Annotated in this window: 3 protein-coding genes; all 3 read left to right on the forward strand. The window is 69.8% G+C overall.

Going from position 1 to position 19,749, the window contains the following annotated elements:
- Positions 1-229 precede the first annotated feature (229 nt).
- Entirely contained in the window at positions 230-17,059 is a 16,830-nt protein-coding gene (locus tag NN4_RS08350) for a non-ribosomal peptide synthetase (protein WP_371865633.1), read from the forward strand.
- A 306-nt stretch (positions 17,060-17,365) separates the two neighbouring features.
- Positions 17,366-18,358 (forward strand): alpha/beta hydrolase, encoded by a 993-nt coding sequence (locus NN4_RS08355; RefSeq protein ID WP_107654101.1) that lies wholly within the window; start codon positions 17,366-17,368, stop codon positions 18,356-18,358.
- 135 nt (positions 18,359-18,493) lie between these two features.
- Positions 18,494-19,729 (forward strand): Nramp family divalent metal transporter, encoded by a 1,236-nt coding sequence (locus NN4_RS08360; protein WP_147129463.1) that lies wholly within the window; start codon positions 18,494-18,496, stop codon positions 19,727-19,729.
- Positions 19,730-19,749: the final 20 nt, after the last annotated feature.

Genomic DNA, 19,749 nt, shown 5'->3' on the forward strand with positions numbered 1-19,749 from the left:
AATAATCGTTCCCGGCGCTCGTTTCGCGCGGTCGGGGAGCGGTCTGTGGCACAGATCGCGAGGGCTGTGTTCGGTGTGCGCCGGTGCGGTCGGTAACGATGGGTATGCGCGCATTCGATGTCCATGGGGGTGGGGCCAGCGAGGCGTGTGTGCGGCGACAACAGGCAGGGTGAGGCATCTCCATGGTTCGGTCGGTCGGGCAGCGGTATGACGACGCTCGCGCAGCGGTGTGCGCATGACCCGCCCAGCCAGAGTTCGGCCTACCCGAACCAGACGAGCCAGGGTCACCACGCTGCCGCAGCTGATGGCGACGGCCGTCGAGGCGAACCCGAACGGCCTCGGTGTCGTCCTCGCCGACGCCACCGGCACGCTGGCGCAGCTGAGCTACGCCGAACTCGATGAGCGGTCCACCCGGCTGGCGCGGCTGCTGATCGACCGGGGCGTCGGCCCCGAGGACCTGGTGGCCGTCGGCATCCCGCGCTCGATCGAGTCCGTGGTCGCGGTCTGGGCGGTCGCCAAGGCAGGCGCCGGTTTCGTGCCGGTGGATCCGAACTACCCGGCCGACCGGGTCGAGCACATGGTCGCCGACTCCGGCGCGGTCTGCGGACTGACCGTCGCCGCGGTGCGCGACGAACTGCCGGACCGGGTCGACTGGCTGTCCATCGACACCGCCGACTGCGCCAGGTGGCTCGAGCAGTTCCCGGCGGACCCGGTGACCTATATCGACCGGGTGCGGCCCCTGCGCGCCGAACACCCGGCCTACGTCATCTACACCTCCGGATCCACCGGCACACCCAAGGGCGTCGTCGTCACCCAGGCCGGCCTGTCCGGCTTCTGCGACGAGCAGCGCGAGCGCTATCAGGTGACGAGTGATTCGCGGACGCTGCATTTCGCGTCGCCGTCGTTCGATGCCTCGGTGCTGGAGCTGCTGCTCGCGATCGGTGGCGCGGCCACCATGGTCGTGGTGGCGCCGACCGTGTTCGGTGGCGAGGAACTCGCGGCGCTGATCCGCAGGGAACGCGTGACGCACGCGTTCATCACGCCCGCGGCGCTCGCGTCGGTGGATCCCGCGGGGCTGGACGAGCTGCGGGTGGTCGTCGCGGGTGGCGAGGCGTGCCCGCCGGAGTTGGTGCGGCGCTGGGTGGTACCGGTGTCCGGCAAGCGGGTCCGTGAGTTCTACAACGGGTACGGGCCCACCGAGACCACGATCATGACGAACATCAGTGCGCCGCTGGCCCCGGACGCGCCGGTGACGATCGGCGGGCCGATCCGCGCCGTCACCGAGTACGTGCTGGACGAGCAGTTGGTGCCGGTCACCGGCGCGACGGTCGGCGAGCTGTACATCACCGGCGCGCAGCTGGCGAGGGGCTACCACGACCGGGCCGGGCTGACGGCGGGCCGCTTCATCGCGAATCCTTTCGACGCCAACGGCTCTCGGCTGTACCGGACCGGTGACCTGGTCCGCTGGACAGCCGACGGTGCGCTGGAGTATTTGGGCCGCAACGACTTCCAGGTGAAGATCCGCGGCTTCCGCATCGAGCTCGGCGAGATCGACGCGGTACTCGCCGCGGACGAGACGGTGGACTTCGCGGTCACCGTCGGCCACGAACTGGACAGCGGCGCCACCATTCTCGTCTCCTACGTACACTCCGCGCCGGGCATGGATGCCGACGCCGCCGAGCTGGCCGCCGTCGCCGAGCAGCGTCTGCCCGCCCATATGGTGCCGACCGTGGTCATGGTGATCGCCGCGATCCCGCTGACACCGGTCGGCAAGCTCGACCGCGCCGCGCTACCCGCACCACGCCTGCAGACCAAGGTGTTCCGCGCACCGGTCGGCCCGCTGGAAGAGCTGGTCGCCGACGTCTTCGCCGAGTTGCTCGGGCCCGGCGCCCCGGTCGGCGCCGACGACCACTTCTTCGAACTCGGCGGCAATTCGCTGATCGCCACCCAGGCGGCGGCCCGGCTGGGCACCGCCCTGTCCGCTCGGGTGCCCGCGCGGCTCATCTTCGAGACACCCACCGTCGCAGGCCTTGCCGAACGGATGGAGTCGTTGAAGGGCGCCGGGGATCGGCGTGCGCTCGCGCCGACGGAACGGCCCGAACACATTCCGCTGTCGCTGGCGCAGCAGCGGATGTGGTTCCTGAACCAGTTCGACACCGCGTCGGCGGCGAACAACATTCCGATCGCGGTCCGGCTGTCCGGCGCGCTGGATGTGTCGGCGCTGCAGGCCGCGATCATGGACGTGATCGAACGGCACGAGACGCTGCGCACCGTGTACCCGGCCATCGACGGCACCGGCTACCAGGTGGTTCTTCCTGCGGCACAGGCCGTTCCGGACCTGGCGCCGAAGCCGCTCGCCGAGCACGAGCTGGCGGACTGGCTGCGCGGGCTCGCGCTGGCCGGGTTCGATGTCGCCGCGGAGGTGCCGCTGCGCGTCGCGCTGGCCGAGCTGTCGCCCAGCGAACACGTGGTCGTGGTGGTTGTGCACCATATCGCCGCCGACGGCGCCTCGGTCGCCCCGTTCCTGCGGGATCTGCTCGGCGCCTTCCTGTCTCGGCGCAACGGCGCCCCGCCCGCCTTGCCGCCGCTGCCGGTGCAGTACGCCGATTACACGTTGTGGCAGCGGGAGGTGCTCGGCGACGAGAAGGACCCCGACTCGATAGCCGCCGCGCAGATCGCCTACTGGCGCCAGGCGCTGGCCGGCATCCCGGATCGACTGGACCTACCCGCGGACCGGCCACGCCCGGCCATCGCCTCGAATGCCGGAGCCGAGTACACCTTCGAGGTGTCCGCCGAGGTGCATCGCGGGCTCACCGAGCTGGCCCAGCGGGCGGGCGCTTCGGAATTCATGGTGGTGCACGCCGCGTTCGCCGCACTGCTCGCCCGGCTCACCGGCACCGACGACATCGTCATCGGCACCCCGGTCGCCGGCCGTGGCGAGCGCGAGCTCGACGGACTCATCGGCATGTTCGTGAACACCCTGGTGTTGCGCACGCCGATCGCTCCCGGCGCCTCGTTCACCGAGCTGCTCGCCGCGACCAAAGAGACGGACCTGGCCGCGTTCTCGCATGCCGAGCTGCCCTTCGAGCGGCTGGTCGAGGTGCTCGATCCGGTGCGCTCGCAGGCCCACCACCCGCTGTTCCAGGTGGCGCTGTTCTTCCAGAACATGAGCAAGGCGCATGTCGAGCTACCCGGCTTGTCCGCGCACGCGGTCGAATTCGACGGCGCGGTGGCCAAGTTCGACCTGCAGCTGACCGTGGTGCCCAAGACCGACGACGGGTTCTCGGCGCAGTTCACCTATGCCACGGATCTGTTCGACGAGACGACCATCACGGAGTTCGCGCAACGCTTCCAACGGTTGCTCGCGGCCGTGGGCACCGACCCGGATCGCGCGGTCGGGGAGATCGATCTACTGGCGCCGGATGAGCTGGCGCGGATTCTGGTCGACTGGAACGAAACTCGGCACGCGGTCGCGCCCGAACTCCTGCTCGACGGATACCGGCGGACGGCAGCGGCTTACCCCGATGCCGTCGCGCTGGCTTACCAGGGAACCGAGCTTACTTATCGTGAGTTCGATCGCCGAGTCAACCAGCTTGCCCGGCTGCTGATTTCGCAGGGTGTGGGTGCGGAGTCGCTGGTAGGACTGGCGATTCGGAGGTCGCTCGACCTTGTTGTCGGCATGTACGCGATCGTGACCGCAGGTGGCGCGTATGTGCCGTTGGATCCGGATCATCCGGCCGAGCGGATCGCGCACATCCTCGATACAGCGCAGCCGGCCTGCGTGGTGACCACGTCGAAGGACACGGTTGAGGTGCCCGCCGGGACGACAGTGCTGACCCTGGATACGGTCGATACCAACGCCTTCGACGGTGCACCGGTCCGCGACGAAGAACTGCTGCGCAATGTGCTGCCGCAGCATCCCGCGTACGTCATCTTCACCTCGGGCTCGACCGGTCGCCCCAAGGGTGTCGCGGTGTCGCATGCGGCGATCAACAATCAGATCGAGTGGATGCTGGCGGAGTACCCGCTCGGCTCCGACGATGTCTACCTGCAGAAGACCGCTACGACCTTCGACGTGTCGCTGTGGGGCTTCTTCATGCCGCTGCGCGTCGGCGCGAAGCTGGTCGTCGCCACCCACGACGGGCATCGCGACCCGGTCTATGTCGCGGAAACCATTGCCGCGCAGCGGGTTACCGTCACTGACTTCGTGCCGTCGATGCTCACCGTGTTCGCCGCGCACACCGCGGCGGGTGCCTGCCCGACCCTGCGGGACGTCTTCGTGATCGGCGAGGCCTTGCCGCCGGAGACCGTCGCCGTGTTCGCCGCGGTGTCGGACGCCAGGGTGCACAACCTCTACGGCCCGACCGAGGCCGCGGTATCGGTGACCTACTGGCCGGCCGACGGCTCGGATACCCGTACGGTGCCGATCGGCTTGCCGCAGTGGAACACCCGGGTCTACGTGCTCGACGGGCGACTACGCCCGGTCCCCGCCGGGGTACCCGGCGAGCTCTACCTGTCCGGTGATCAGCTGGCCCGCGGCTACGTCCGGCGCCCCGATCTGACCTCGGATCGGTTCGTGGCCGACCCGTTCGGCTTCGGCGAGCGCATGTACCGCACCGGCGACCTGGTGGTGTGGCGCGACCGCACCGCCGGTCGGTCCCATCGGCTGGATTACCTCGGCCGCACCGACTTCCAGGTGAAGTTCCGCGGCCAGCGCATCGAGCTCGGCGAGATCGAGACCGCGCTGCTGGCCCAGCCTTCGGTGAACCAGGCGGTGGCGCTGGTCAGCCGGTCCACGCTGGGCGACCAGCTGGTGGCCTACGTCGTCGCCGTGCCGGGCCAGCGGGTCGAGCAGGCCGAACTGCTCGCCGCGATCGCGGAAACGCTGCCCGCCTACATGATTCCGACCGCCATCGTCGCGCTCGACGCGTTCCCGCTGAACCCCAGCGGCAAGCTGGATCGCAAGGCGCTGCCCGAGCCGACCTTCACCGCGCGCGAATTCCGGGCGCCCGCAACGCCGGTCGAGGAGATCGTCGCCGAGGTGTTCGGCGAGGTACTCGGCCTCGACCGGGTCGGCGCCGACGACGACTTCTTCGCCCTCGGCGGCAACTCGCTGATCGCCACTCAGCTGGTGGCCCGGCTGGGTGCCGCGGTCGACGCCAGGGTCCCGGTGCGGACGCTGTTCGAGACGCCGACGGTGCAGTCGCTGGCCGCCGCCATCGACTCGCAGACGCACGGCGCGCGCGGCGTGCCGCTGGGCAGCATCGCCCGCCCCGACCAGTTGCCGTTGTCGCTCGCGCAGCGGCGGATGTGGTTCCTCAACCGTTTCGACCAGTCCGACGGTGACGCGGCGGTGGGTTCGGCCGCCTACAACCTGCCGTTCGCCTTGCGGCTCACCGGCGCGCTGGACGTCGCGGCCCTCGTCGCGGCCCTCGACGACGTGGTGAGCAGGCACGAAGTGCTGCGCACCGTGTACCCGGAGAACGCGGACGGCCCGATCCAGGTGGTGCTGCCCGCGAGCCGGGTGCAGCTGGACGTCACCGCGCGTCCCGTCGCAGCGGCCGAGGTGCCCGGCGAGGTGTATGCGCTGGCGTCCACACCGTTCGACGTGACCGACGAGGTGCCGGTGCGCGTGCGCCTGCTCCAGATCACCGACGGCACCGCGGAATCCGACCACGTCCTCGCGGTGGTGGTGCATCACATCGCGGCGGACGCGTCCTCGATGGGCCCGCTGGTGCGCGACGTGATGGTTGCCTACGCCGCGCGGACCGCGGGCGAGGCACCCGGGTGGAATCCGCTGCCGGTGCAGTACGCCGACTACGCGCTGTGGCAGCGGGCGGTGCTCGGCGACGAGGCCGACCCGGAATCGATTGCCGCGCAGCAGATCCTGTTCTGGCGCAAGCAGCTCGCGGGGTTGCCCGACCTGCTGGAGTTGCCGACGGATCGACCGCGGCCCGCGATCGCGTCGATGGCCGGTGCGCGGGTGGATGTGCAGATCGACGCGGCCACCCATGCCGGTCTCGTGGAACTCGCTCGCGCGCACGGTGCGACGCTGTTCATGGTCGTGCACACCGCGCTGGCCGTCCTGCTCGCCCGGTTGTCCGGTTCCGGCGATGTCGCCATCGGCACCCCGGTGGCCGGTCGCGGCGAGCGGGAACTCGACGACCTGATCGGTATGTTCGTCAACACCGTGGTCTTCCGGGCCACGGTCGACGGCGGTGCGGCGTTCACCGATGTGCTTGCCAAGCAGCGTGATACCGACCTGCAGGCGTTCGCACACGCGGACATCCCGTTCGAGCGCCTGGTCGAGGTGCTCAATCCGCCCCGCTCGACCGCCCATCACCCGCTGTTCCAGGTGGGGTTGTCGTTCCAGAACATCGCGCGCGCCGCACTGGAGCTACCCGGCCTGGCCGTGACCGGCGTCGACGCGAATCTCGATGTGTCGCAGTTCGATCTGCACCTCATCGTGGGCGACAGCTACGACGAGTCCGGCACGCCCACCGGCATGGGTGGGTTCTTCACCTATGCCACCGATCTTTTCGACGCCGCGACGGTGCAGGGCTTCGCCGAGCGGCTCGCGCGCATCCTCGCCGCCGTCGTAGCCGACGCCACGATTCCCGTCGGAGATATCGACCTGCTCGCCGCCGCCGAACGCGACGCGGTCCTGTCCCGCTGGAACGACACCGCGCACCAGGTCGACGCGGCCGTGACGCTGCCGTGGTTCCTGCAGCGCGCGGTGCTGGCGGCGGCACCCGAGGCCGTCGCCGTGGTGGCCGACCTGCCCGACGGCGCCCGGCACGAGCTGACCTACGTCGAGCTGGACACCAGGGTGAATCGCCTTGCCCGCTACCTGATCTCGATCGGGGTCGGGCCGGAGGCGCGGGTGGCGCTCGCCTTCCGCCGTTCGGTGGACCTGGTCGTCGCCATGTACGCGGTCGCCAAAGCCGGTGGCGCGTATGTGCCGGTCGACCCGGACCAGGCCGCCGAGCGCACCCGCTACATCCTGGAGACCGCGGCGCCGGTGTGCGTGCTCACCAACGCGGACGCCGACTTCGACACCGAGGTCGCGCCCGTGGTGCCCATCGATGAGCTCGTCCTGAGTTCCTTCGCCAGCGGACCGCTCGCCGACATCGAGCGCCGCGCGCCGCTGCGGCCCGCGAACACCGCGTACGTGATCTTCACGTCGGGGTCGACCGGTCGCCCGAAGGGCGTTGCCGTCTCGCACGCCGCGATCGCCAACCAGTTGCAGTGGAAGACGGCCGAATTCGGTCTGTCGGAGCGCGACGCCGTGCTGCTGAAGACGGCCGCTACCTTCGATCTCTCGGTCTGGGAATTCTGGTCGGCGGTGGCCTGCGCGGGCAAGTTGGTGATCGCCGCGCCGGACGGGCATCGGGATCCGGCCTACCTCAACGAGCTGATTACCAGGGAAGCGGTGACGACGCTGCATGTCGTCCCGTCCATGCTGGACGCGCTGCTGGTGCACACCGGCACCGAGTCCGCGCCGGCACCGTTGCCCTTGCGGCTCGTGCTCGCCATCGGTGAGGCGCTGCCCGCCGCGCTGGCGCAGCGGTTCCTGGCCACGCGGCCAGAGGCGGACCTGTTCAACCTGTACGGCCCCACCGAAGCCGCGGTGTCGGTCACCCAGCATCGGGTGACCGAGGCCGACCACGGCTCCGTGCCGATCGGTGCGCCCGAATGGAACAGCCTGGTCTACGTGCTGGATTCGCGACTTCGCCCGGTGCCCGTCGGCGTCTTCGGTGAGCTGTACCTGTCGGGCACTCAGCTGGCCCGCGGCTACTTCGGCCGGGCCGATCTGACCGCGGATCGGTTCGTGGCCAATCCATTCCAGCCCGGCGAGCGCATGTACCGCACCGGTGACCTGGTGGCCTGGAACCGCGACGGCGAGCTGAACTATCAGGGCCGCACCGATTTCCAGGTGAAGATCCGTGGTTTCCGCATCGAGTTGGGGGAGATCGAGGCGGCGCTGCTGGCGTTGCCGGAGATCGCGCAGGCCGCTGTGGTCGCCAAGTCCGATCCCAAGACCGGTGATCGTCTGGTCGCCTACTTGGTCGGCCGGGCCGAGCCGGTCGCCCCGGCCGGGCCCGCCGCCTCGTTCGCCGTACAAGCCGCCGCCTTCGCCGCCCGCGCCACCGATGACGAGGCATCCGAGGGCGCGGGTCTCGATGTGGCGCAGGTGAAGTCGGTGCTGAGCGAGGCGTTGCCGTCGTACATGGTGCCGTCGGCGTTCGTGGTGCTGGATGCGTTGCCGCTCAATGTGAACGGCAAGCTGGATCGGAAAGCGTTGCCGGAGCCGGAGTTCGAGGCTCAGGTCTTCCGTGCCCCGTCCACGCCGATTGAAGAGATCGTGGCCTCGGTGTACGCCGAGGTGCTCGGCGTCGAACGGGTCGGTGCGGACGACGATTTCTTCGCCCTCGGTGGTAATTCACTACTGGCCACTCAGGTCGCGGCCCGCATCGGTGCCGCGCTGGATGCACGGGTCCCCGTCCGCGCCTTGTTCGAGGCCGCCACCGTGGCCGGACTCGCGATCAAGGTCGAGCACACGACGGCGGAGACCACCCGCACCCCGCTGGTCGCCCAGCCGCGCCCCGAGCACATTCCGCTGTCCTCCGCGCAGCAGCGGATGTGGTTCCTGAACCAGTTCGACACCTCCGCCGCCGTCTACAACATCCCCGCCGCCATCCGGCTGTCCGGCGACCTGAATGTCGACGCGTTGCAGCAGGCCGTCGCCGACCTCGTCGCGCGCCACGAGATCATGCGCACCGTCTACCCGGAGACGATGGACGGGCCCGAGCAGCGCGTCCTCGCGCCGCACGAGGTTTCGGTGGATCTGGCTCCCGCGCAGATCGGGGAGGAGCGCGTGGCGCACGAGGTGCAGCGCATCGTCTCCGCCGGTTTCGACGTCACCATGGAGGTGCCGTTCCGCGCCAGGCTGTTCCAGCTCGCGGCCACCGAGTACGTCCTGGTGTTCGTCGCGCACCACATCAGCGCGGACGGCTGGTCGATGGGCCCGCTGACCCGAGATCTGATGCTGGCCTACGCCGCCCGCAGCGGTGGCGAGGCACCCTCCTGGGCGCCGCTGCCGATCCAGTACGCCGACTATGCGCTCTGGCAGCGCAGCGTGCTCGGCAGCGACGACGACCCCGAGTCCCTCGCGGGCGCGCAACTCGCCTATTGGACAACCGAACTCGCCGATCTGCCGGATGAGCTGAACCTGCCCACCGATCGGCCGCGGCCCGCGGCGCAGAGCTTCGCGGGCGGCAAAACCGATTTCGTCGTCGACGCCGATGTACATGCCGCGCTGGTCGGGTTGGCCAAGCAGCACAACGCGACGCTGTTCATGGTCGTGCACACCGCGCTCGCGGTGTTCCTGGCGCGCATGTCCGGCACCGAGGACGTCGCCATCGGCACCCCGATCGCGGGCCGCGGCGAGCCCGAACTCGACGATCTCATCGGCATGTTCGTCAACACGCTGGTGCTGCGCACGAAGGTCGCGGCCGACCTCGGCTTCACCGAGTTGCTCGCGGCCAACCGGGAGACCGACCTGCGGGCCTTCGCCAACTCGGACACCCCGTTCGAGCGACTGGTCGAGGTGCTCGACCCGGCGCGTTCGGCGGGTCGGCACCCGCTGTTCCAGGTGGCGCTGTCCTTCGAGAACCTCGCCGCCACCAGCTTCGAGCTGCCCGGCCTGAGTTTCGCCGCGCTGGACCCGGCCGCCGACACCGCGAAGTTCGATCTGCTGCTGACCGTGCGCGAGCAGCGCACCGAGGCGGGCGCAGAAGCCGGCCTCGCCGCCGAATTCACCTATGCCCGTGACCTGTTCGACGAGCACACGGTCGCCGAGTTCGGACGCCGCTTCCGCGGCATCCTGGCCGCTGTCGCGCAGGATCCGGCCACCGCCGTCGGCGACCTGGAGATCCTCGACGAGTCGGAGCGGGCCGAGCTGGTCACCCGCTCGGGCGGCGACGCCGTGGCGCCCCGCAGCCTGCCGGAACTGATGGCCTCGTCGGTCACCAGGAATCCCACCGGCGCCGCCCTCGTCGTCGGCGGCCGATCCTTCAGCTACGTCGAACTCGACGCCGCCTCTTCGCAATTGGCGCGCACACTCATCGATCGCGGCGCGGGCCCGGATGTGCTGGTCGCGCTGGCGGTCCGGCGCTCGGTGGAATCCCTGCTCGCGCTGTGGGCGATCGCCAAGACCGGGGCGGCGATCGTGCCGATCGACCCGACCTACCCGCCCGAGCGCATCGCGCACATGGTGGCCGATTCCGGTGCGGCACTGGGCGTGACGCTCACCGCCGAGCTGGGCGCGCTGCCCACCTTGGCGGGCGGGCGTTTCTGGTTCGTGCTCGACGATCGCGATTTCACCTTCGACGTCGCGTCCCGCTCGGACCGCCCGATCAGCCTCACCGAACGCCACGGCCCCATCCGGAGCAGCAACGCCGCGTACGTGATCTACACCTCGGGCTCCACCGGTTTGCCCAAGGGCGTGGTGGTCACGCACGCGGGCCTGGCCAACTTCAGTGCCGAACAAGTTGAGCGGTACGGACTCGACCAGTCCACCCGCGCACTGGCTTTCGCCTCGCCGTCGTTCGACGCCTCGATGCTGGAGCTGCTGCTCGCGCTCGGTTCGGCGGGCGCACTGGTGGTCGCGCCGCCGCTGACGTTCGGCGGTAGCGAACTGGCCGACCTCATCCGGGCCGAAGGGGTGACGCACGCCTTCCTCACGCCCTCGGTGCTCGCCTCGCTCGACCCGGACGCGCTCGCGGGCATGCAGGCGATCGTGGCGGGCGGCGAAGCGGTGCCCGCCGACCTGGTCGCCAAGTGGGCGGGCGCCGAGAACCGGCGTTTCTACAACGGTTACGGCCCCACCGAGACCACGATCATGACCAACATCAGCGACCCGCTGCGGCCGGGGGAGCCGGTCACCATCGGCGGCCCCATCCGGGGTATGCGGTCGCTCGTCCTGGACCGCAGGCTGCGCCCGGTGCCCGAAGGTGTTGCGGGCGAACTGTATCTGGGCGGTATCCAGCTGGCGCGTGGGTACCACGCCAAGCCGGGGCTCACCGCGAGCAGGTTCGTCGCGGACCCGTACGGGGTGCCCGGCGAGCGGCTTTACCGCACCGGCGATGTGGTGCGCTGGGCGCGTTCCGGCGGCGAGCCGGTGGTGGAGTATGTGGGCCGCAACGACTTCCAGGTGAAGGTGCGTGGTTTCCGGATCGAGCTCGGCGAGATCGACGCCGCGCTCACCGCGCAGCCCGGCGTCGAGTTCGCGGTTACCCTCGGCCGCGAATCCGGTTCGGGCGCGACGATGCTGGTGTCCTATGTGCTGCCCGCCAAGGGCGTCACGCTCGATGTCGCGGACCTGACCGAAGAGCTCGGCGCCGTCCTGCCGGAGTACATGGTGCCCACCGCCATCGTCGTGCTGGACGAGATCCCGCTGACGCCGGTCGGCAAGCTGGATCGGCGCGCACTGCCCGAGCCCGCCCTCGAGACCACCGCCTACCGCGCACCGCAGACCCACGCCGAACTGACCATCGCCGAGGTGATCGGCGAGGTGCTCGGCATCGACCGGGTCGGCCTCGACGACGACTTCTTCGCCCTCGGCGGCGACAGCATCGTCTCCATCCAGGTGGTGTCGCGATCGCGCGGCCGCGGCGTGACCTTCGCCCCGCGTGACGTTTTCGAGCTGCGCACCGTCGCCGCGCTGGCCAAGGTTGCCACGGTCGAGGACGGGCCGGGCGACGAATCCGGCGATCTGCCGTTGACGCCGCACGCGGCGCGGCTGCTCGACACCGGCGTCGAGGTGCGCGCCCTCGCGCTCGACGTGCCGGAGAGCTGCGCCGTCGAAGCCGTGCACACCGCGGTCGGCAAGGTGCTCGATCAGCATCCGATGCTGTGGGTGCGGCTGGATCGTTCGGGTGAGACCCCGGTGCTGCGGATCCCGCCCGCCGACGAGCGCACGGGCGAGGCGTTCCGTCGCCTCGACGCGCAGCACGGCGAAACCACGCTGCCCATCGACGATGTGGTGCAGGCCGCCGCCGCGGCGCTGGATCCCGAACAGGGCCGCAATATCCACTTCGTGCTGACCGGCGGCCCCGAGGGTCGATCCACGCTGATCGTCGTCGCCAACGGCCTTGTCGTGGACGACATCTCGTGGCGGACCATAGTCGATCAGCTAACCGCGGCCTGGAGCCGCGGCAGGCACGCCGCACCCGCGGCACCGGAATCCGGTCTCGGCGTGCTCATTCGCGCGCTCTCGACCAAGGCACACGATCTGCGCACCGTCGGCGAGTTGGGCTGGTGGGAGCGGATTCTGGCAACCGTCCCCGAGGGGAACGTCGCCGACGGGCGCGATCTGCGAGTGCGCAGCCGGGTCTCGCTGGCCATCACCGCCGAGGGCGCCGCCGCGGTGGTGGCCGCGGCGACGGCCTACCACGCCACCGTGGACGACGTCCTGCTGACCGCGGTCGCGCTGGCGCTGCAGACCTCGGCGGGCGAATCCGTCACCCGCGCCCTCGGTTCGGTGGTCCGGCTGTCCGCCGACGAGCGGTCCGCGACCGATGCCGACGAGAGCATGGTCGGCGGCTTCACCACCGATTTCCCGCTTCCGTTGCGGCTCACCAGGATCGACGCCGACGACGCGCTCGTCGGCGGTCCGGCCGCCGGGGCCGCGCTGGCGCAGATCAAGGAGTTGCGCCGCTCGGTGCCCTCGCACGGTGTCGGTTACGGCCTGCTGCGCTACCTCAACGCGGACACCGCCGCCGAACTGAGCGAGCTCGGCCGTGGTCGATTCGCGCTGCGCTACCGAGATCTGCGCCCGGCCAGGGTGCATACCGACACCCCGGCCGACGACCTGCTGCTCGACCTCACCGTCGATGCCGCCGACGACGGCCTGGTGGCCCGGTTCGACTACGCCGCCGCGGTATTCGCCGCCGACGAGGTGAAAACCTTTGCCGAGCACTGGATCTACGCGCTGGGCGGGCTGGCCGAGCACGGGCTGCGGGCGGACGGGGTCACCTACACGCCGTCGGACTTCACGCTGGTTCGGCTGAAGCAGCCCACCATCGACCGGCTCGCCGCCGCGTACCCGACCCTCACCGATGTCTGGCCGGTCACGCCGCTGCAGTCGGGCATGCTGTTCCACGCGCTGCTCGCCGAGTCGTCGGTGGACGTCTACACCACCCAGTTCGTCCTCGACCTGGGTGGCACGGTGGACACCGGACGGATGCACGCCGCGGCGCAGGCCGTGCTGGACCGGCACGACAACCTGCGCGTCGCCTTCGCCGAGGACGACGCGGGCAATCCACTGCAGGTCGTGCAGGATTCGCTCGAAGTGCCGTGGCGCTACATCGATCTCGGTCAGCTCGCCCCCGAGGCCGCCGCCGAAGAACTGGCCGGCATCAAGGCGGCCGACCTGGCCGATCACTTCGATATGCGGACCGCGCCGCTGCTGCGGTTCGCGCTGATCCGGTCCGCCGCGGCGGATCCCGCGACCGCGGACGGACCTGCCACCGGCACGTACCACCTGCTGGTGACCAGCCATCACATCCTGATCGACGGCTGGTCGATGCCGCTGCTGATGAAGGACCTGCTGACGCTGTACGCGCTCGGCGGCAACTCCCGGCATCTGCCCAAGGTGCCGTCCTACCGGGGCTACCTGGCCTGGCTGGTCGCGCAGAAGGCCGACGCCGCGCGCGAAGCCTGGCGGGCCGCGCTGAGCGGGATCACCGAGCCGACGCCGCTGGCGCCGGTCGATCCGGGCCGCGAAATCTCGGCCGGGGTAGGCGAAGTCGGCTTCGAGCTGGCGCAGTCCGACACCACCGCGCTCACCCGGCTCGCGTCGGGTCTCGGCGTCACGGTGAACACCGTCGTGCAGGCGGCTTGGGGTCTGCTGATCGGGCGCAGCGTCGACCGCGACGATGTGGTCTTCGGCGCCACCGTCTCCGGCAGGCCGCCGCAGCTGGACGGCGTCGAGAGCATGGTCGGGCTGTTCCTCAACGCGATCCCGGTGCGGGTGCGCCTCGGCGCCACCGACACCCTGGGCGGGCTGCTGCGCCAGCTGCAAGCCGAACAGGCCGGGCTGCTGGACCACCACTACCTCGGGCTGAGCGATATTCAGGAAACCGTCGGCGTGGAAGGGCTTTTCGACTCCCTGGTGGTGTTCGAATCGTTCCCCGTCGACCGGGACGGCTTGGACAAGGCCAGCGCCATCGACGGCATGAGCGTCACCGGCGTCGGCGCGGTCAACGGCACGCACTACCCGCTCACCGTGATGGTGGTGCTGGACAGTCAGCTGCGGGTCTCGGTGAAGTACCTGCGCGACCTGTTCGACGAGCCGGCGGCACAGGCGCTCGCGCAACGGCTTTCGGCCCTGATCCGCCGCTTCGTGACCAACCCGCAGGCGCGCGTCGCCGACATCGAGGTGCTGCTGGACCGCGAGCGGGCCGAGCTGGCCGCCCGCAACGCCACCGAGGCGCCGGAGCTGCTGGACGACGCGACGCTGCTGTCGCTGTTCGACGCTCAGGTGGCCCGCACGCCCGACGCGGTCGCGGTGCGCTACGGCGACGCCACGCTCAGCTATGCCGAGCTCGACCTGCGCTCCCGCGCGCTGGCCGCCGAGATCGCCCGGTGGGGCGTCGGGCCGGAATCGCTGGTGGGCGTGGCCATGCGGCGCGGTGTCGACCTGGTCGTCGCCATCTACGCGGTGCTGCGGTCGGGCGCGGGCTACCTGCCGATCGACCCCGATCACCCGGCCGAGCGCAATGAATACGTGCTCGCCAGTGCCGCCCCATCCTGCGTGCTGACCACCGGCGATGCCTTCGTCACCGACACCGATATCGCCGTCGTCGCGGTGGACACGCTCTACCTGCCGCTGGATTCGGTCGCGCGCACGGACATCGGGGTGCACCCGGACAACGTCGCCTACGTCATCTACACCTCCGGCTCCACCGGCCGCCCCAAGGGCGTGGTGATCACGCACCGGCAGATGGTCAACCAGTTCCGCTGGGCGCAGCGGGCTTACCCGCACGACACCGGCGACGTGGTGCTGCACAAGACGCCGATCACCTTCGACATCTCCACCTGGGAGCTGTTCTGGCCCTTGCAGACCGGCGCCTCGATCGTGGTCGCCGAGCCCGACGGCCACCGCGATCCGGTGTATCTGGCGAAGGTCATCGCCGAGAACGCGGTCAGCACGGTGCATTTCGTGCCGTCCATGCTGGAGGCCTTCCTCGTGCCGGATTCGGCAGCGGACTACCCGAGCTTGCGCCGGGTGTTCGCCGCGGGTGAGGCGCTGTCTGCGGAGACCGCGACGACCTTCGCCGGCACCATTCCGGACACCCAGCTGGTGAACTGGTACGGGCCCGCCGAGGCGACTGTGGTGACCGACTACCCGGTGGAAGGCACTGCCGGACTGGCGGTTCCGATCGGTACACCGGTGGCCAACACTCAGGTGCACGTGCTCGATCGGCAGCTGCGCCCGGTGCCGCCCGGCGCCGCTGGCGAGCTGTACATCGCGGGCGTACAGCTGGCCCGCGGCTATCTTGGTGCCCCCGCCCTCACCGCGGAGCGTTTCGTGGCGCACGAGGGCGGTACGCGCCTGTATCGCACCGGTGACATCGTCCGTTGGCGCGACGGTGCGCTGGAGTACTTGGGGCGCAGCGACTTCCAGGTCAAGCTGCGCGGTCAGCGCGTCGAACTCGGCGAGATCGAAACCGTGTTGCTCGGCCACGAATCGGTGCGCCACGCCGCCGTTTCCCTCGTCGGCGGCCCATCGGGCGATCGGCTGGTCGCCTATCTGGTCGCCATGCCCGGGGACACCGTCGACCAGACCGCAGTGCTGTTGCACGCGCGCGGCGCGCTGCCGTCGTACATGGTGCCGTCGGCGTTCGTCGTGCTGGAGGCCTTGCCGCTCAACGCAAGTGGCAAGCTCGACCGCAAGGCGCTGCCGGTCCCCGAACTCGCCGCCCGCCCGTACCGGCCGCCGACCACCCCGCTGGAGCGGACCATCATCGAGGTGTTCGCCGAGATCCTCGGCGTCGAACGGGTCGGCCTGGACGACGACTTCTTCGATCTCGGCGGCAACTCACTGGTCGCCACCCGCGCGGTCAGCCGGCTGCGCACGCTGACCGGCGCCGAGGTCCGGGTGCAGTGGTTCTTCACCGATTCCACCCCCGGCGCGTTGGCCACCCGCATCCTCGCGGCGCTGGCCGGGGACCACGACTACGACCTGGACTCGAACGCGGCGCTCGGTGTGCTGCTGCCGATCCGCACCAGGGTGCCGCACGACACCGCCGCCGCCGAGCCGCTGTTCTGTATCCACCCGATGTACGGATTGTCCTGGTGCTACGCGGGTCTGGCCCGCTACGTGCCCGCCAGCAGGCCGATCTTCGGCCTGCAGTCGCCCGCGCTGACCGAAGACGGCTATCTGCCCGCCTCGCTGGCCGAGATGGCGAGCCGGTACGTCGCGGAGATCCGCGCCGTCCAGCAGGCCGGGCCGTACCGGTTGCTCGGCTGGTCGCTCGGCGGGGTGCTGGCGCACGCCGTCGCGACCGAACTGCAGGCCGCGGGCGAAGAGGTCGCGCTGCTGGCCATGCTGGACAGCCATCCCGACATTGATGTCACGGACTTCCGGGCCGCGATCCGGGAGGCGTTGAGCGAGCTCGGTATCGGCGCCGACGCGCTGCTGCCCACCGAGGGCGATATCCACGATCTCAGCGACGAGGCGCTCGCCGCGCTGCACGCCACCATCCCACCGGACATGGCCGTGCTCACGCCGGAGCGGGTGCGCCGGATCTACCGCAGCGCGGTGCGGTCGGCCGAGCTCATCGCCGAGCATCGCCCCGAGGTGTTCCGCGGCAGGCTCGACTACTACAGCGCGGCCGGGCACGAGACCGCGGCAGCCAACTGGCAACCGTTCGTCGACGGCCGTGTCGAAGATCACCCGGTCGGCGTCGCACACGATCAGATGACCACGCCGGAGGCGCTGGCCGAGATCGGGCCGGGCCTGTCCGACCTGCTCGACCCGCGGGCGCACTAGGTATGTGCGAAGGTGGGTCGGACGCGCAGGAATAGGGGTAGTTCAGGCATGATGGGGCAACCCTGCGGTAACGATCACCTCTTTTGCCGCGACTACATAAGCCGTATGGTCTGCCGTGGTGTGTCCAGGGCATCCACCGCAGGCGCGTGTGGCCTCGCGCATGCGCGACCCGCAAGCGCTCCAAAGGGGAATGCAGATGGAATCTCGAGACGAAGCGAAGGTGCGAAATTGATACGTCGACAGACCCGGCGCAGCGGCCTACGTGCCGCCGCGGCGATCGCGGCCACGGCGGTCCTTGCGGGAGTGATGACCGGTCTCGGCGTGACCACCGCGTCGGCGGCCGACCCGATCATCGAGGGTAAGAGTCTGCTCGCCAACCCGACCGCCCCGGACGGATCACGTATCACCAAGGCCGAGTACAAGGATGCGCGCAACATCCGGCTGTACGTGTACTCGGCGGCGATGGACCAGAAGGTCATCATCGACGTCCAGCGCCCGGCCGACGCCTCGGTGCCGCGCCCGACCCTCTACCTGCTCAACGGCGCGGGTGGCGGCCAGGACGACGCCTCCTGGCAGGCGAAGACCGATGCGCTGCAGTTCCTTTCGGACAAGAACGTCAACGTGGTGCAGCCGATCGGTGGCAAGTGGAGCTACTACACCGACTGGATCAAGGACGACCCGGCGCTCGGGCGCAACAAGTGGAAGACCTTCTTCACCGAGGAGCTGCCGCCGCTGATCGACGGCGCGCTGGGCACCAACGGCGTGAACGCGATCTCCGGCCTGTCCACCTCGGGCACCACCGTGCTCGCGCTGCCGATCGCCAAGCCGGGCCTGTACAAGGCGGCCGCGGCCTACAGCGGTTGCGCGCAGACCAGTGACCCGGTCGGCTCGGAGTTCGTCAAGCTGACCGTCGAGACCTGGGGCGGCGGCAACACCGACAACATGTGGGGCCCGCAGGGTTCGGCGGAGTGGGTGGCCAACGATCCGTACGTGCACGCCGAAGGCCTGCGCGGACTGGACCTCTACATCTCCACCGGCAACGGCCTGCCCGGCCAGTACGACACCCTCGACGGCAAGTACGCGCTGCCCGGCGCCTACGGTCTGGCGAACCAGATCATCATCGGCGGCGTGATCGAGGCAGGCACCAACTACTGCACGAACAACCTCAAGGGGAAGCTGGACTCGCTGGGCATCCCGGCGACCTACAACTTCCGCAACAGCGGCACCCACTCTTGGGGCTACTGGCGCGACGAGTTCCAGCTGTCGTGGCCGGTGCTGGCCCGCGGCCTGGGCATCTGAGGCTTCAGCTTCACCAACTGAATACGGACTGACCGCCTGGTTATACCTTCGGGTATGACCGGGCGGTCGGCTTTTAGGGGTAGCGCTAACCAAAAAGTTTGGGAACCCGTAAAATCTTGTTCCGTGAGTGCAACGATGGTCGAGTCCGCTAAGTCTGTGTCCCAGCGGGCCCGTGCGGCCAGCCTCCTACTGGGGCCGGCCTTCGTGGCGGCGATCGCCTATGTGGACCCCGGCAATGTGGCGTCGAATATCAGCGCGGGCGCACAGTTCGGCTATCTGCTCGTGTGGGTCATCGTGATGGCCAATGTGATGGCCGGACTCGTCCAATTCCTCTCCGCCAAGCTGGGATTGGTGACCGGCATGTCGCTGCCGGAGGCGGTGCGGGAACGGTCGGGCAAGTGGACCAGGCTCGGCTACTGGGGGCAGGCCGAGACCGTCGCCATGGCCACCGACCTGGCCGAGGTGGTCGGCGGCGCGATCGCACTCAACCTGTTGTTCCAGCTGCCGCTGCTGGTCGGCGGCGTGATCACCGGTGTGGTGTCGATGGGCCTGCTGCTGGTGCAGGACCGGCGTGGACAGCGGCCGTTCGAGCGGGTGATCACCGGGCTGCTCGCCGTCATCGCCATCGGCTTCCTGGCCAGCGTGTTCATCTCACCGCCCTCGGTCGGCGGCACGCTCGGCGGACTGGTGCCCAGGTTCCAGGGCGCCGAGAGCGTGCTGCTCGCCGCGGCCATGATCGGCGCGACGGTGATGCCGCACGCGGTGTACCTGCATTCGGGCCTGGCCAGGGACCGGCACGGACACCCGGCGCCCGGCCCGCTGCGGGTGCGGCTGCTCAAGATCACCAAGGTGGACGTCGCACTGGCCATGGTGCTGGCGGGCACGGTGAACCTGGCCATGCTGCTGATGGCGGCGAATACGCTGCGCGACCGGGAAATCGAGACGCTGCAGGACGCGCACACCGCCGTCGGTGACGCCCTCGGACCGGTCGCGGCGCTGCTGCTGGCCATCGGCCTGCTCGCCTCCGGCCTGGCCTCGACCTCGGTCGGCGCCTACGCGGGCGCGATGATCATGCAGGGCTTGCTGCGCAAGCAGATCCCGCTGATGGTGCGCCGCCTGGTCACCCTGATCCCCGCCCTGGTGATCCTGGCCGTCGGCATCGATCCCACTCGGGCACTGATCATCTCGCAGGTGGTGTTGTCGTTCGGCATCCCGTTCGCGCTGATTCCGCTGGTGCGCTTCACCAGCGATCGAGTCCTGATGGGCAACGACGTCAACCATCGGGTCACCACCGCACTGGCCTGGCTGATCGCCGCCATCATCTCGGCACTCAATGTCGCGTTGATCTATCTGACCCTCACCGGCGCCTGAAAGCCACACGGCCGCCGGGA

It is taken from the genome of Nocardia ninae NBRC 108245 (assembly GCF_007990755.1).
Classification (GTDB): Bacteria; Actinomycetota; Actinomycetes; order Mycobacteriales; family Mycobacteriaceae; genus Nocardia; species Nocardia ninae.